The 13,833-nt window shown below is 71.2% G+C and carries 14 protein-coding genes; 5 read left to right on the forward strand and 9 right to left on the reverse strand.

The window, feature by feature from the left end; all coding sequences use genetic code 11:
• Positions 1 to 4: 4 nt before the first annotated feature.
• The gene (locus K6753_RS07630) at positions 5 to 1,387 is read right to left on the reverse strand and encodes an L-serine ammonia-lyase (RefSeq protein ID WP_223675858.1); all 1,383 of its coding nucleotides are present in this window, start codon (positions 1,385 to 1,387) and stop codon (positions 5 to 7) included.
• A gap of 111 nt (positions 1,388 to 1,498) precedes the next feature.
• On the opposite strand from K6753_RS07630, the gene K6753_RS07635 reads away from it, so the two are divergent.
• The gene (locus K6753_RS07635) at positions 1,499 to 1,753 is read left to right on the forward strand and encodes a glutaredoxin family protein (RefSeq protein WP_223675859.1); all 255 of its coding nucleotides are present in this window, start codon (positions 1,499 to 1,501) and stop codon (positions 1,751 to 1,753) included.
• A 213-nt stretch (positions 1,754 to 1,966) separates the two neighbouring features.
• Here K6753_RS07635 and K6753_RS07640 read toward each other — a convergent pair whose 3' ends face one another.
• The 3 genes from K6753_RS07640 to K6753_RS07650 are packed head-to-tail and all read right to left on the reverse strand — an operon-like array spanning position 1,967 to position 3,865.
• Complete coding sequence (locus K6753_RS07640) at positions 1,967 to 2,548, reverse strand: YceI family protein (RefSeq protein WP_223675860.1); 582 nt, start codon at positions 2,546 to 2,548, stop codon at positions 1,967 to 1,969.
• A gap of 13 nt (positions 2,549 to 2,561) precedes the next feature.
• Entirely contained in the window at positions 2,562 to 3,122 is a 561-nt protein-coding gene (locus K6753_RS07645) for a cytochrome b (protein WP_223675861.1), read from the reverse strand.
• Positions 3,119 to 3,865, reverse strand: coding sequence for a YceI family protein (locus K6753_RS07650; RefSeq protein WP_223675862.1), 747 nt, complete (start codon positions 3,863 to 3,865; stop codon positions 3,119 to 3,121). Before K6753_RS07650 ends, K6753_RS07645 begins: the two co-directional genes overlap by 4 nt.
• A gap of 203 nt (positions 3,866 to 4,068) precedes the next feature.
• On the opposite strand from K6753_RS07650, the gene K6753_RS07655 reads away from it, so the two are divergent.
• Positions 4,069 to 7,683 carry a sensor histidine kinase gene (locus K6753_RS07655; protein ID WP_223675863.1) on the forward strand — a complete coding sequence of 1,205 codons (3,615 nt, stop codon included), beginning with the start codon at positions 4,069 to 4,071 and terminating at the stop codon, positions 7,681 to 7,683.
• 181 nt (positions 7,684 to 7,864) lie between these two features.
• On the opposite strand, the gene hemE is transcribed toward K6753_RS07655, so the two are convergent.
• The 4 genes from hemE to K6753_RS07675 form a co-directional block, all read right to left on the reverse strand.
• Positions 7,865 to 8,938, reverse strand: coding sequence for a uroporphyrinogen decarboxylase (gene hemE, locus K6753_RS07660; RefSeq protein WP_223675864.1), 1,074 nt, complete (start codon positions 8,936 to 8,938; stop codon positions 7,865 to 7,867).
• Positions 8,939 to 9,016: 78 nt separating this feature from the next.
• Positions 9,017 to 9,271: a WGR domain-containing protein gene (locus tag K6753_RS07665; protein WP_223675865.1), complete on the reverse strand. Its 255-nt coding sequence runs from the start codon at positions 9,269 to 9,271 to the stop codon at positions 9,017 to 9,019.
• 215 nt (positions 9,272 to 9,486) lie between these two features.
• Entirely contained in the window at positions 9,487 to 10,620 is a 1,134-nt protein-coding gene (gene aroB / locus K6753_RS07670) for a 3-dehydroquinate synthase (RefSeq protein WP_223675866.1), read from the reverse strand.
• The gene (locus K6753_RS07675; protein ID WP_223675867.1) at positions 10,617 to 11,177 is read right to left on the reverse strand and encodes a shikimate kinase; all 561 of its coding nucleotides are present in this window, start codon (positions 11,175 to 11,177) and stop codon (positions 10,617 to 10,619) included. The genes aroB and K6753_RS07675 overlap by 4 nt, the downstream gene beginning before the upstream one ends.
• 130 nt (positions 11,178 to 11,307) lie before the next feature.
• Between K6753_RS07675 and K6753_RS07680 the strand changes: the two genes are divergently transcribed.
• Positions 11,308 to 11,511 (forward strand): dodecin family protein, encoded by a 204-nt coding sequence (locus tag K6753_RS07680; protein WP_223675868.1) that lies wholly within the window; start codon positions 11,308 to 11,310, stop codon positions 11,509 to 11,511.
• Positions 11,512 to 11,544: 33 nt separating this feature from the next.
• Here the strand turns inward: K6753_RS07680 and K6753_RS07685 are convergent, their stop codons facing one another.
• On the reverse strand, positions 11,545 to 12,348 hold the full coding sequence (locus tag K6753_RS07685; RefSeq protein WP_223675869.1) for a kinase: 804 nt from the start codon (positions 12,346 to 12,348) through the stop codon (positions 11,545 to 11,547).
• Positions 12,349 to 12,365: 17 nt separating this feature from the next.
• On the opposite strand from K6753_RS07685, the gene pdxH reads away from it, so the two are divergent.
• Together pdxH and K6753_RS07695 are read left to right on the forward strand one after the other, a co-directional pair.
• Positions 12,366 to 12,980, forward strand: coding sequence for a pyridoxamine 5'-phosphate oxidase (gene pdxH, locus K6753_RS07690; protein ID WP_223675870.1), 615 nt, complete (start codon positions 12,366 to 12,368; stop codon positions 12,978 to 12,980).
• 2 nt (positions 12,981 to 12,982) lie between these two features.
• A complete protein-coding gene (locus K6753_RS07695; protein ID WP_223676139.1) occupies positions 12,983 to 13,795 on the forward strand; it encodes a cobalamin-binding protein in 813 nt (270 codons plus the stop codon).
• The last annotated feature ends 38 nt before the right edge of the window (positions 13,796 to 13,833 follow it).

A 13,833-nucleotide genomic window follows, 5' to 3' on the forward strand; every position in this document is an offset into this window, starting at 1 on the left:
ATCGCTAACACTCGATCACATTCACCGCCAACCCACCGCGGCTCGTTTCCTTGTACTTGTCCTTCATGTCGTTGCCGGTGTCGCGCATGGTCTTGATGACCTTGTCGAGCGACACCTTGTGCTTGCCGTCGCCGCGCATGGCCATGCGGCTGGCGTTGATCGCCTTGACCGCGCCCATGGCGTTGCGCTCGATGCACGGGATCTGCACCAGGCCGCCGATGGGGTCGCAGGTCAGGCCGAGGTTGTGCTCCATGCCGATCTCGGCGGCATTCTCCACGCGCGACGGGCTGCCGCCGATGGCGGCGGTCAGGCCGGCGGCGGCCATCGAGCAGGCGACGCCGACCTCGCCCTGGCAGCCGACCTCGGCGCCGGAGATCGAGGCGTTTTCCTTGTAGAGGATGCCCACCGCCGCGGCGGTCATCAGGAAATCGCGCACGCCCTGCAGCGTGGCGCCGGGCACGAAGCGGTCGTAGTAGTGCAGCACCGACGGGATGATGCCGGCCGCGCCGTTGGTGGGCGCGGTGACGACGCGGCCGCCGGCGGCGTTCTCCTCGTTGACGGCCAGCGCGAACAGGTTGACCCAGTCCAGCATCGTCAGCGGGTCTTCGGCCGCCGCTTCCGGGCGGGCTTCGAGCTCGGCGTGCAGCAGCGGTGCGCGGCGGGTGACGTGCAGGCCACCCGGCAGCGTGCCGCCTGACCGGATGCCGCGCTCGACGCACGACTTCATCGCCTCCCAGATCTCGTCCAGGCCGGCGTCGATCGCCTCTCGGCTGCGCCAGACCTGTTCGTTGGCGTACATCAGCTGCGCGATAGTAATGCCGTTCGTACTGGCCGCGGCGATCAGCTCGTCGCCGGAGTTGAAGGGGTAGGGCACCTGCGTGGTGTCGGCCACGATGCGGTCTTCGGCCGCTTCGTCCTCGTTGACCACGAACCCGCCGCCCACCGAGTAGTAGTCGCGCGTGGCGATGACCTCGCCGGCGGCGTCGTAGGCGGTGAAGCGCATGCCATTGGTGTGGAACGGCAACTTCTGGCGCTTGTTCATGATGAGGTCGTGCTTCTCGTCGAAGCCGATCTCGTGGCCGCCGTGCAGGCGGATGCGCTTCTCGGCGCGGATGCGCGCCAGCGCCTCGGGAATCACGTCGGGGTCGATCTTGTTGGGCCAGTGGCCTTCCAGCCCCATCAGCACTGCCTTGTCGGTGCCGTGGCCGCGCCCGGTCAGCGCCAGTGACCCGAACACCTCCGCGCGCACGCGGGCGGTGCGCTCCAGGTCACCGTTGTCGACCAGCCAGCGCTCGACGAAACGTGCCGCCGCGCGCATCGGCCCGACGGTGTGCGAGGAACTCGGCCCGATGCCGATCTTGTAGAGGTCGAAAACGCTGACGGCCACGCAGTACTCCAGGTGCGGCGGTGGGGTGCGGCTGGGCGCCGCTGCGCTCGTTATTCTACGCGCCCGTGCCGGCGGCCCCGCCGTACGCACGCGCATCGTGAGACGCGTCCCGTGACCGTTCCTGCCGCTGTTCCACCGCCGCGCCTGGTGCTGTTCCAGCGCGACGACTGCCACCTGTGCGACCTCGCGCTGGACGTGCTGGCGGCGGCGCGCGTGCCGGAGTTCGACAGCGTGTTCATCGACGACGATGACGTGCTGGAGGCGCGCTACGGCGTGCGCGTGCCGGTGCTGCGGGATGTGGGGCGGGAGGTTGAGCTGGACTGGCCGTTCGACGAGGCGCGGTTGCGGGGGTTTCTCGGGGGTTGAGCGGCCTGCCCGGTGTCGGCGGAGTCCCGCTTCGTTGTAGGAGCGACGTGAGTCGCGAGCTCTTCTTCGTTCCGGATTTCTGCGCGGTCGCGACTTACGTCGCTCCTACAAAAGGATGGGGCGCATACGGCGGGTGGCTGGCCGGCGAAGACCGGTGCGGCCACGTGCGAGAGGCATCGCGGCTGAAGCCGCTCCTACAGGAGCAGGCGCTGATTACTTCGCGGGCTGCAGGTTCACGCGGGTACTGACGGCAACGGCATCGGGCAGCAGCTCGGTGTCGGCCCAGTCGCCGCCGCCGACGTTGTGCGCCAGCCGCGACACGCTGGCCTTGCCGGCCAGCACGGGGCGCACGCCGGGCGTCCATTCGAAGGTCAGCGTGACCGGCTTGCTGACGCCGCGCAGCTCGAGCGTGCCGTCGGCCGCGTAGCGGTTGCCATCGAGCTTGCGGAAGCCGCGCGCGGTGTAGCGGGCCTGCGGGAAGCGGGCGACGTTGAAGAAGTCCGCGCCCTGCAGCGTCTCGTCGCGTTCGATGTTGTCGGTGTCGGCGCCCGCCAGCCCGATGCTGACGTCCAGCGTGCCGGCCTGCGGCTGCGCAGGGTCGAAGCTGATGCGCGTGTCGAACGTCGGGAAGCGGCCGACGAAGACTTCGCCCTGGTACTCGGTGGCGAAGGTCAGCACCGAGCCCGGCGCCTGCACGTAGTCGGCGGCGTGCGCCAGAGGCGCGGCGAGGAGCGCCAGTGCGGACAGTGCGAACGCGTGGGCGCGGTGCGCTGATGTCAGGGACGGCGATGTCATGGGCAACTCCGGGTCAGGCCGACGGCGGGCGGCGGCCCGGCAGCATCCGCCGCAGGGTCGCGTCCTCTAGGAACAGGTGATGGTAGAACGCGGCACCTGCATGCAGCACCACCAACGACAGCAGCACCCAGAATCCGGCCTTGTGCAGCGACAGCGCGGTCTCGCGCAGCGACTCGTCGCTGCCGGTGAGCGCCGGCAGGTTGAACAGGCCGAAGAACTGCAACGGATAGCCGGCCGCGGAATTGAACAGCCAACCGGTCAGCGGCATGGCGAACAGCACGACGTACAGCAGCACATGCGTCAGCGAGGCGATGCGCGCCTGCCAGTGTGGTGTGCCGGGCACGGGCGCGGGCGTGCCCGCATAAATCCGCCATGCCAGGCGGATCGCAGCCAATGCCAGCACCGTCAACCCGAACGACTTGTGCAGCGCATAGATCTCGATCTTGCGCGGCGTGTTGGGCATCTCGGTCATCAACAGGCCGACGGTCGCCAGCCCGACGATCAGCAGCACCACGGTCCAGTGCAGCAGCTGGCTGACGGCGCCCCAGCGCTGGTCGGTGTTCTTCAGGGTCATGGCGTGGGCTCGGTGGGATCGGGTGGCGTGTCGGAGCGTGATTCGGCGTCGTCGACCGACACGTCGGGTTCGGCTGCAGGGGGCTCGTCAGCAACAGGCGGTGCGTCGACGGCGGCGTCTGGAGCTGGCGACGCCTGCTCGAATACCGCCAGCGCATCGTCGTCGCGCACCGCCTCGGCTTCTATGCGCAGTTCCACCTCGTCGCCGATCACCGATTTCCACGCGGTGATGCCGTAGTCGGCCCGGCTGAGCGTGGCGGTCGCCGAGAACCCCGCGGTGCGGCGGAACGGCGGCATCGGGTGGCGCTTGAGCGCGTTGAGCGTGACGTCCATGCACAGCGGGCGGGTGACGCCGCGCAGGGTCAGCTCGCCGCAGGCACGCGCCGTGTCCTCGTCGACCGGGGTCACGTCGCTGGATACGAACCGGGCCTCGGGGTGTTGCTGCGCGTCGAGCAGGTTTCGCGCCAGCGTGGCGCGGTTCCAGCCCTCATCGCCCAGGTCGATCGCCGCCATCGGCACGCGCACGTCCAGGCGAGCGGCGGTCCAGTCCTCCGGGTCGAACAGCAGCGCACCGGTGCTGCCCGACACCGTGCCCAGCGCCTTGGAGAACCCGGCGTGTTCCACGGCGAACATCACGCGCGTATGCACCGGGTCGATCGCGTAGGGCTCGGGTCCGTCCGCGTGCGCGGGCGTCGCCAGTGCGGCAAGCAGGACGATCAGGGCAGGGCGGGGCGATGGACGCATCGGGCTTCTCGAACCGGGCGGGTCGTCGCGGCCCACGATACTAGGCCCGCACCCATGGACCGTGCACGCCCGCTGCAACGGTTCGTCGCAGCGCAGGGTTGGGACGGGTTGCGGCCGGCCGCCCGATCCCCGAGGCTATCGCTCCGCAACGGCAGGACGCCGATGCGCGCGGTACTGCCGCGCCCCACACCCACGGAGCGGGTATGCGAAGCGACTCCCGATGCAGTTCCCGCCGGCGCCGCCTGTGCGCGCTGGCCTGGCGCATGGCCCTGGCCGCGCTGGCACTGGTGGCCGTCACGGTGGCGCGGGCCGCCGGTCCCGAAACGCCCCGGCCGCGCATGGTGGGCGTGGCCGAAGGGCTGCCCTCGAGCAACGTCAACGGCCTGGCCCGCGACCGAGACGGCTACCTGTGGCTGGCGACCAGCGATGGGCTGGCGCGCTACGACGGGGTCGAGGTGCGCACATGGCGGCATGACCCCGATGCCGCCGGTTCGCTGCCGGGCAACTACGTCACCGCCGTCCACGTCGATCGCCAGGACCGGGTCTGGGTGGCCGTGGAGGGGCGCGGCCTGAGCATGCTCGATGGCGAGCGGCACTCGTTCGCGCACTACCGCCGGACGACACATGCAGCGATGGGCAGCGACGAGGTCTGGGCGCTGGCCAGCGACGGCGACGCGCTGTGGTTCGGCACCTACACCGGCGGGCTGCACCGCCTCTCGGCGGCCGGCCGCATCACACGCCACGTCCCGCGCGAAGGCGACGCGCGCAGCCTGCCGGCCGACACGGTGCTGGCGCTCGAACCGGACTCCGAAGGCCGGCTGTGGGTTGCGACCACGCGCGGGCTGGCCTACTGGACGGGTCGCGATTTCGAACGCATGCCCCTGCCCGGGCCATCGCCCACCCCGGTGGTGTACTCGGTCAGTGCGTTGGCCGACGGGCTGTGGGTCGGCGCGGCGACCGGCGTGTTTCGTCGCGACGCACAGGGCCGGTGGCACGCGCCGGCGTGGTCGCCGATGTTTGCCGCGCCCAACGGCGTGTTCGACGTGGTGGAGGATGGCGAGGGTGGCCATTGGATCGCGGCGGCACGGCAGTTGTGGCGACGCGCGTCCGGCGCCGTGCCCGAACCGGTGCCCTTGGACACGCATGGGCCGGTGCGGCCGGTGTTCCAGCTGTTGGCCCAGGACCGCGGCGGGCTTTGGGTGCCGGTGGCGAGCAGCGGGCTGGGCTACCTGCGGCCCGGCTGGCGGCGCATCGCGCGGTATGCGCAGGACGAGGGCGGGCTGTCGGATGCGCTGTACCGCGCGGTGGTGCCGGACGGCGATGGCGCCTGGTTGATCGGGCATGCGGGCGGCATCGACCGGCTGGATGCCGACGGACAGGTCGACCCGCTGGACGGCGCGGTGCGCAAGGTGCTGGAGGGCGTACAGCCGATGTCGGCCGCGTTGGGCGACGACGGCAACTTGTGGCTGGGCCAGCGCTCCGGCCTGGTGCGACTGGACCCACGCACGGGTACGGTCCGGCGCTGGCGGCTGGGCGATGCCGATGCACCGTTGGACGGCGCGCTGCTGCAGCTGGCCCGCGCGCCCGACGGCATGTTGTGGGCGGCGTTCGCCGGCGCCGGCCTGCAGCAGCGCGACAGCGCCGGTCGCGTCCTGCGCACGGTGCCGGCAGGGTCGCACGGCGTCGAAGGGGCGGATATCGAAGCGATACGTTTCGACCCCGCGGGCGACCTGTGGCTGGCGGACGCGCGCGGCCTGCGGCGATGGCACCCGACGCGTGCCCGCTTCGAGCAGGAACCCGGCCTGCCCGTGGGTGACCGCGTCTTCGCATTCGCCTTCGAACCCGGGGGCGCGCTCTGGCTGCAGCGGCTGCACGGCCTGCAACGATTCGAACGTACCTCGCGCGGTTGGCGTCAGACGCATCGCCTCGGGGTCGACGCCGGCATTCCAGCGGTCGAGGGCTCGGGCCTGCAGGTCGACGGGCAGGGCCGCGTCTGGCTGTCGAGCGCGCGTGGCCTGTACCGGTGGGACCCGGGGCGCCGGCAGGTGCGGCATTTCGGTTTGCATGACGGGCTGTCGAGCCAGGAGTTCGTCAAACGCGCGCTGGCGCTCGATGGCGGCGGCCGGCTGTTGGCCGCGACCGCCGACGGCGCCGTCATCCGCATCGACACCCGGCAGCCGGAGCCCCCGCCGGCCGTCCCGCCGCTGCGCGTCCATGGCCTGGATACGCGCCACGCCGGCGCGTGGCGCCCCGCACCCCGGTCGGACGACAACGGTGTCTGGACGCTGGCGCCGGACACGCGCGAACTGCGCGTCCAACTGCGGCTCCTTGCGTTCGATGCCCCCGCCGGCAACCGCTACGAAACCCGGCTGGACGGCTATGACACGCACTGGCTGGCGCACGGGCAGGGTGGCGATCGCGTCCTCGCCGGCCTGGCGCCGGGCGACTACACGCTGCACGCGCGCGGCATCGACGCGCACGGCAACCGCTCGGCGACCACGCGCGTGCGGTTCCGCATCCAGCCGCCGTGGTGGCGTACGTCCATCGCGCGATCCCTGGCGGTGCTGTTGGTCGGCGCGCTGGCGTGGATGGCGTGGAACGGCTACCGGCGGCGCCAGCGTCGCCGGCTGGCCTGGCAGCGTGCCGAGCACGAGCGCCAGGTCGCCCAGCGTGCATCCGAGGCCAAAAGCCGGTTCCTCGCCACGCTCGGCCACGAAGTACGCACGCCGATGACCGGAGTGCTGGGCATGAGCGAGCTGCTGCTGGACACGCCGCTGGATGCACGCCAGCAGGCGCAGGTGCGCTCGATCCGCCAGGCCGGCGAACACCTGCTGCGGCTGGTCAACGACGCGCTTGACCTGGCGCGGATCGAAGCCGGCCGGATGGCGCTGGAGTCACGCCCGTTCCGACTGCACGAGCTGGTGCGCGAGGCCGAGGCACTGATGGTGCCGCTGGCCCGGCAGCGCGGGCTGACGCTGCGCATCGAAGTGGACCCGGACGTCCCCCTGGTGGTGGCGGGCGATCCCAAGCGGGTCTGCCAGATCCTGCTCAACCTGCTGGGCAACGCGATCAAGTTCACCGAGCGCGGCCATGTGGCCCTGCGGGTGGAAACCGTCGACAGCGGGGTGCGGTTCACCGTCGCCGACACAGGGCCCGGCCTGGACCCCGCGCAACAGGCGCGACTGTTCCAGCGCTTCTCGCAGGTCGACGGCGAGTCGACGCAGCGGCGGTACGGCGGCAGTGGCCTGGGGCTGGCAATCAGCCAGGAACTGGCGGCGGCGATGGGTGGCGCCATCCGGGTCGAGAGCGCGCTGGGCCGCGGCAGCCGATTCATCGTCGACCTGCCGTTGCCACGGGCGTCCGGTGCGGCGCTGCCCGAACCGGAACCGCCAGCGGCCAGTCGGGCGGCCGGTAGCGACATCCTGCTGGTCGAGGACGATCCGACCGTGGCCGAGGTGCTGGTGGGCCTGCTGCAGGCGCAGGGCCACCGCGTGCGCCATGCACCGCATGGCCTTGCGGCGCTCGTGGAGGCGACGCGCATGGCCCCGCAGCTGGCGCTGCTGGACCTCGACCTGCCGGGCATGGACGGGCTGGCGCTGGCACGGCAGTTGCGGCTGCAGGGCTATGCGGGGCCGCTGCTGGCGATCACCGCGCGTGCCGACCCGGAGGCCGAGCCCCATGCGCGGGAGGCGGGATTTGACGGTTTCGTGCGCAAGCCGGTGACCGGCGCCATGCTGGGGCGGGCCATCGAGGCGGTGGAGCGCGGTGGGCCGTCCTCCGCGCCGGAGCCTTCGCGTGACGACGTGTCGTGCACCTGACGGCGGACGGAGTTACTTCGAGCAACGACGTCATCCCCCGACCGCAAGCCGTCTGCGCGGTACCCGCCGCGTTCCTGTAGGAGCGACGTGAGTCGCGACCGGACCCCGATTGCGACGCACGCGTGTTCCACGGTCGCGACTTACGTCGCTCCTACATGGAGGTGGGTTCCTGCTCCTCGTCTCAGCGCGCACTCAACTCATGCACCGCGTCCACCAGCACGGCCACGTGGTCGGGGTTCATGTCCGGCGACATGCCGTGGCCGAGGTTGAACACGTGGCCGTCGAGCGAGCCGCCGTTGCCTTCGCGGTAGCTGTCGAGCGCACGGCCGACTTCGCGGCGGATCGCCTCGGGCTGCGCGTACAGCGTCACCGGGTCCAGGTTGCCCTGGATCGCGACGCGTCCGCCGGCGCGGCGCGCGGCCTCGCCCAGGTCGATCGTCCAGTCCACGCCCACGCCCTGCGCGCCGGTGTTGGACAGCTCCTCGACGTAGGCGCCGTTGCCCTTGCCGAACAGGATCAGCGGCGCCGCACTGTCGCCTTCGCCGCGCGGCAGTTCGCGCGCGATGCGCTGCAGGTAGCGCAGCGAGAACTCACGGTACATCGACGGCGACAGCACGCCGCCCCAGGTGTCGAACACCTGCATTGCCTGCGCGCCCGCCTGGCGTTGCGCATCCAGGTAGGCGATGACGGCGTCGGTGGTGACCTCCAGCAGCCGGTGCATCGCGGCCGGGTCGTTCATCGCCAGCGACTTCACCCGCGCGAAGTCCTTGCTGCCGCCGCCTTCGACCATGTAGCAGGCCAGCGTCCATGGGCTGCCGGAGAAGCCGATCAGCGGCACCGACCCGTCGAGCTCCCGGCGGATCGTGCGCACTGCGTCCATGACGTAGCGCAGCTCGCCGTCCATGTCCGGCACGGCGAGTCGTGCGATGTCATCGGCGCTGCGCACCGGACGCTCGAACTTCGGTCCTTCGCCTTCGACGAAGTACAACCCCAGGCCCATCGCGTCGGGCACGGTGAGGATGTCGGAGAACAGGATCGCCGCGTCCAGCGGGTAGCGGCGCAGCGGCTGCATCGTCACCTCGCAGGCCAGCTCCGGGTTCTTGGCCAGCCCCAGGAAGCTGCCCGCCTGCTTGCGGGTGGCGCGGTACTCCGGCAGGTAGCGGCCGGCCTGGCGCATCAGCCACACGGGCGTGCGGTCGACGGGCTCGCGACGGAGGGCGCGGAGGAAGCGGTCGTTCTGCAGGGTGTTGGACATGGGGCTCTCGAAAAACTGTGCGGCACGGCGGTGGGCGACCGGCGCGGGGACCGGAATGGGCTGCGGGGCTTGGGGCGTCTAGCGCGGCGCTTCGCTGCCCTGGGTGAACATCAGCTGGAACCCGCGCTTGATCTGCGAATCGCGGGCCTGCTCCAGCGCGGCAAACGCGCTGTCGCGGTCCAGGAACTGCTCGCGCCGCAACTGGCTGCGCCCGCCGATCTGCCCGGACTCGCGCACCAGCGTCCACCCGCCCAGCAGGTCGGGTTGCAGCATCAGTTGCACGAAGCGCGGGGCTTCGGGGCCGTCGGGCCGTTGTTGCAGGAGCATGCGCATGGGGCGGGGATTGTAGCGGGTGGGGCACGGACGGGCGTCGCGCTGGCCGTTGCGCCGGGTGCGCCCCTGTAGGAGCGGCTTCAGCCGCGAACGCGTTCAGGAGCGACGTAAGTCGCGACCCACGTTCGCCGATGGAGCGACGGATCGCGACTTACGTCGCTCCTACAGGGTTTGCGGATGGCACGCGGCGATCGGGATCGTGGCTGAAGCCGCGCCTACAGGGGCGACGGGTCGGAGGGTGTGGCCAGCACGGCTAGCACTTGGGCCTCGTCCACGCCGGCCACGACCCGTGCCTGGCCGGCGCCGTCCCACAGGATGAAGCGCAGGCCGTCGGCCGCGGCCTTCTTGTCCAGGCGCATGCGCGCCAGCAGCGCGTCGGGCGACAGGCCGGCCGGGACTTCGACCGGCAGCCCGAACGCCGTCAGCAGGTGCTGCAACCTTTCTGCGTCCGCCCGCGGGGCCAACCCGAGCCGGGCCGACAGCCGCGCGGCCAGCACCATGCCGACCGCGACCGCTTCGCCGTGGTTGAGGCCATCGGCGCTGCCGGCGTAGCCCTGTTCGGCCTCGATGGCGTGGCCGAAGGTGTGGCCGAAGTTGAGCAGGGCGCGTTCACCGCGCTCGAAGGGGTCGCGCGCCACCACGTCGGCCTTGTAGCGGCACGAGCGCGCGATCGCCTCGGCCAGTGCCGCGTCATCGCGCTCCAGGAGCGCGACGCGGTTGGCCTCGAGCCACTCGAGGAAACCTGCATCGAAGATCGCGCCGTACTTCACCACTTCGGCCAGGCCGGCCCGCAGCTCGCGGTCGGGCAGCGTACGCAGCATGGCGGTGTCGGCCACGACCGCGCGCGGCGGGTGGAACGCGCCGACCAGGTTCTTGCCGGCGGGCAGGTCGACCGCGGTCTTGCCGCCGACCGAGGAATCCACCATCGCCAGCAGCGTGGTGGGCACCTGCACGATGTCGATGCCGCGCATCCAGCACGACGCCGCGAAGCCGGCCAGGTCGCCGACCACGCCGCCGCCCAGCGCGAACACGCAGGCATCGCGGGTGGCACCGAGGCGGGCGAGGGCGTCCAGGCAGTCGCCAAAGCGCGAGAGGGTCTTTTCGTGCTCGCCGGCCGGCAGTTCGAAGCGGGCGATCGACAGGTTGGGGCGCGCGCTTCGCAACATCGCTTCCAACCGGTCGGCATACAGCGGTGCGACGTTGGAATCACTGACGATCAGTGCATGTCGCCCGCGAAGGGCGGACGTCAGTCGCGCACCGTCATCGAGCAGTCCTGGCCCGATGGTGATGCGGTACGCGGGATCGCCCGCGACGTCGACGTCGCGCAGGCCGGTGCCAGCCGCCGTCATTGGCCGGTGCCCGTACGGATGGGCGTCGAGCTGCGTTGCCAGTGCCGCTCAAGCAGGCGTGCCAGTTGCTCGGTCGCCGCCGCGGCGGTGAGGCATCCGGTGTCGAAACGCAGGTCGGCCACCTGCGCGTACAGCGGTTCGCGCAGCCGCGCCAGCTCGTGCAGCACGGCCTCGCGGTCGGGCCGGGCCAGCAGCGGGCGGCTGCGGTCGCGCGCCAGCCGCTGCAGCTGCTGGTCGGGTGTCACGTGCAAATGCACCACGAAGCCGCGCTCGCGCAGTGCCTCACGCGTCTGCGGGTCGAGCACCGCGCCGCCGCCGGTGGCCAGCACCATGCCGTCGTCGGCCAGCAGCTCGGCCAGCGTCGCGCGTTCGCGGGCGCGGAAGCCTGACTCGCCTTCGCATTCGAAAATCGTGGGGATCGGCGCGCCGGTGCGGCGTTCGATTTCCAGGTCCGCATCTACCAGCCGCAGGCCGAAGCGCTCGGCCAGCCGCCGGCCGATGCAGGACTTGCCCGCCCCCATGGGGCCGACCAGGATCAGGTTGGACGCCGGATTCATCGGGCGATTCTAGTCGCAGCGCGGGCCACGCCACAGGCCGTGACTGCACGCACTTAACGCGCGCGCACCTACGGTGGCCGTCCCCGGGCGCGCTGCAGTGCGAAACGCCCGCCACCAGAAGGAGACCGTCATGGCCGTTGCAAAAGTGATCGAACTGACCGCGTCGTCGAAGGTGAGCGTGGAGGACGCGGTGAAAACCGGCCTCAAGAAATGCGCCGAGTCGGTGAAGAACATCCAGGGCGCGTGGATCAACGAGACCAAGGTCATCACGTCCGGCGACGGCACGATCACCGAATGGCGCGTCAACCTGCGGGTGACGTTCGTCGTCGAGTGACCCCGTAGTCCGGTGGTCCCACGCGGCGGCCGCTCAGTCCAGTGGCCGCCGCACTGCATCCAGGCGGACGGTGCGCTGCGCGATGGCCGGCAGCGTCGCCAGCGCATGCCTGCTCACACGCTCGAAGAATTGCACGAAGCGCATGACCTGCGAATGCGACATCGTGGTGCGCCCCGGATTGGCAGCCTGCAGCGTCTGCTCCTGCTGCCATCGCCACGTGGGGACGGTGTCGAAGCCCGGACCCTGCAGGAACAGCAGCCAGGGCAGGCGCTGCCACAGGACGGGGTAGTCCTCGGCGAGCGCGCGGTTGCACCATGCGCGCCACGTGCCATCCGGGTCGTCCAGTCGCTCCAAGGGATTGAGCGGTTCGGCGAGCTGCCCGCGCGTCTGCGGCGGCACCTTCAGGAACCAGCCCTCCAGCAGCACACGGTCGGCCGATACCCGCGGCCAGCGCGAGGGCGGCAGGCGCCGGTCGGCGATCTTGTCGAAACGCGGCAGGCGCGTGGCACGACCGGCGGCGAGATCGTCGATCACCTCGCAGGCGAGCGCGACATCGTGCGTGCCCGGCGGCCCGCGCGTGGCCAGCAGCGGGTGGACCGTGCGGCCCAGTTGCAGGCGTTCGCGCCGGCCCAGGTAGAAGTCGTCGATGGACAGCACCACGAGGCGCTCGCCGCGCGACCGGGCCTGCGCGGCCAGCTGCGCGCCGAGCGTCGACTTGCCCGTGCCCTGCAGGCCGGCCAGGGCGCAGACACGATGGCCGGACAGGCGTATCCAGTCGTCGACGCGCTGGACGAATGCGGGCGCGTAGCCGGTGGAGGGGTGCGGGGGCGCGGACATGCGCACACAATAGGCCGATGACGACCAATCCCGCACCGCCCGCCCTGCTGGCCGAAGCGCTGGCCACGTTCGACCGCCTCTTCGCCGAAGCCGCCGCGGCCGGCGAGCCCGACCCGACCGCCATGGTGGTCGCCACCGCCGGCCTCGACGCAAGGCCGTCGGCGCGCACCGTGCTGCTCAAGGCGCACGACGCGCGCGGCTTCGTGTTCTACACCCACCTGGACGGACGCAAGGGTCGCGAGCTGCAGGCCAACCCCCACGCGGCCCTGCTGTTCCACTGGCCGCGCGTGGAAGGCGGCGTGCAGGTGCGCATCGAGGGTGCGGTGGAGATCGTCTCCGACGAGGAGGCCGACGCCTATTTCGCCACGCGCCCGCGCGGCAGCCAGGTGGGTGCCTGGGCCTCCAAGCAGTCCGAGACGCTGGACCCGCCCTCGCGCTTCGCCGAGCGCATCGCGCAGGTCGAGCAGGAATTCGAAGGCCGCGACGTCCCGCGCCCCGCGCGCTGGACCGGCCTGCGCGTGCGACCCGAACGCATCGAGTTCTGGTACGGCGCGCAGTACCGCCTGCACGAGCGCCACCTCTACGAATCCGACGTCGCGGGCGAATGGTCGGTGCGGATGCTCTACCCGTGAGCATCGGCCCCCGGCGCATCGTCTGCCTGACCGAGGAACCCACCGAGACGCTGTATGCACTGGGCGAGGCCGACCGCATCGTCGGCATCAGCGGCTTCACCGTGCGGCCTCCGCGCGCGCGCAAGGAAAAGCCGAAGGTCAGTGCCTTCACCAGCGCGAAGATCGGGCAGATCCTCGAGCTGCGGCCCGACTTCGTCATCGGCTTTTCCGACATCCAGGCCGACATCGCCGCCGAGCTCATCCGCCATGGCGTGGAGGTGTGGATCAGCAACCACCGCAGCGTGGACGGGACGCTGGACTACATCCGCCGCCTCGGTGCGCTCGTGGGCGCCGGCGAGCGCGCGAATGCCTACGCCGACGAATTGCGCCGCGGGCTCGATGCCATCGCCGCCGAGGCCGCGCGACTTTCGCAACGGCCCAAGGTGTACTTCGAGGAATGGGACGAGCCGTTGATCACCGGCATCCAGTGGGTGGCCGAACTGGTGCGCATCGCCGGTGGCGACGACATCTTCCCGGAGCGCGCCGCCGAACCGCTGGCCAGGGCGCGCATCCTCGCCGATGGCGACGAGGTGGTGCGGCGCGCGCCGGACATCGTCATCGGCTCGTGGTGCGGCAAGAAGTTCCAGCCCGGCAAGGTTGCCGCGCGCCCGGGCTGGGACGCGATTCCCGCCGTCCGCGACGGTGAGCTGCACGAAGTGAAGTCACCGCTGATCCTGCAGCCTGGACCGGCGGCGCTGACCGATGGCGTGGCGGCGATCGCGGCCATCGTCCGTGAGTGGTCGGCCCGTCAGCCGGCGCGGGACCAGCAGCGGTAGGGGTGACAGCCTGAAGCTCCGCGGCTCGTAAGGCAGCG

Source organism: Novilysobacter selenitireducens (assembly GCF_020026895.1).
Lineage (GTDB): Bacteria > Pseudomonadota > Gammaproteobacteria > Xanthomonadales > Xanthomonadaceae > Lysobacter_C > Lysobacter_C selenitireducens.

Excerpts from the sequence above, each read along its gene's own strand:
- K6753_RS07640 (WP_223675860.1), bottom strand. The coding sequence starts at position 2,548 with ATGACATCGCCGTCCCTGACATCAGCGCACCGCGCCCACGCGTTCGCA.
- K6753_RS07645 (WP_223675861.1), bottom strand. The coding sequence starts at position 3,122 with ATGACCCTGAAGAACACCGACCAGCGCTGGGGCGCCGTCAGCCAGCTG.
- K6753_RS07650 (WP_223675862.1), bottom strand. The coding sequence starts at position 3,865 with ATGCGTCCATCGCCCCGCCCTGCCCTGATCGTCCTGCTTGCCGCACTG.
- K6753_RS07655 (WP_223675863.1), top strand. The coding sequence starts at position 4,069 with ATGCGAAGCGACTCCCGATGCAGTTCCCGCCGGCGCCGCCTGTGCGCG.
- hemE (WP_223675864.1), bottom strand. The coding sequence starts at position 8,938 with ATGTCCAACACCCTGCAGAACGACCGCTTCCTCCGCGCCCTCCGTCGC.
- K6753_RS07665 (WP_223675865.1), bottom strand. The coding sequence starts at position 9,271 with ATGCGCATGCTCCTGCAACAACGGCCCGACGGCCCCGAAGCCCCGCGC.
- aroB (WP_223675866.1), bottom strand. The coding sequence starts at position 10,620 with ATGACGGCGGCTGGCACCGGCCTGCGCGACGTCGACGTCGCGGGCGAT.
- K6753_RS07675 (WP_223675867.1), bottom strand. The coding sequence starts at position 11,177 with ATGAATCCGGCGTCCAACCTGATCCTGGTCGGCCCCATGGGGGCGGGC.
- K6753_RS07680 (WP_223675868.1), top strand. The coding sequence starts at position 11,308 with ATGGCCGTTGCAAAAGTGATCGAACTGACCGCGTCGTCGAAGGTGAGC.
- K6753_RS07685 (WP_223675869.1), bottom strand. The coding sequence starts at position 12,348 with ATGTCCGCGCCCCCGCACCCCTCCACCGGCTACGCGCCCGCATTCGTC.
- pdxH (WP_223675870.1), top strand. The coding sequence starts at position 12,366 with ATGACGACCAATCCCGCACCGCCCGCCCTGCTGGCCGAAGCGCTGGCC.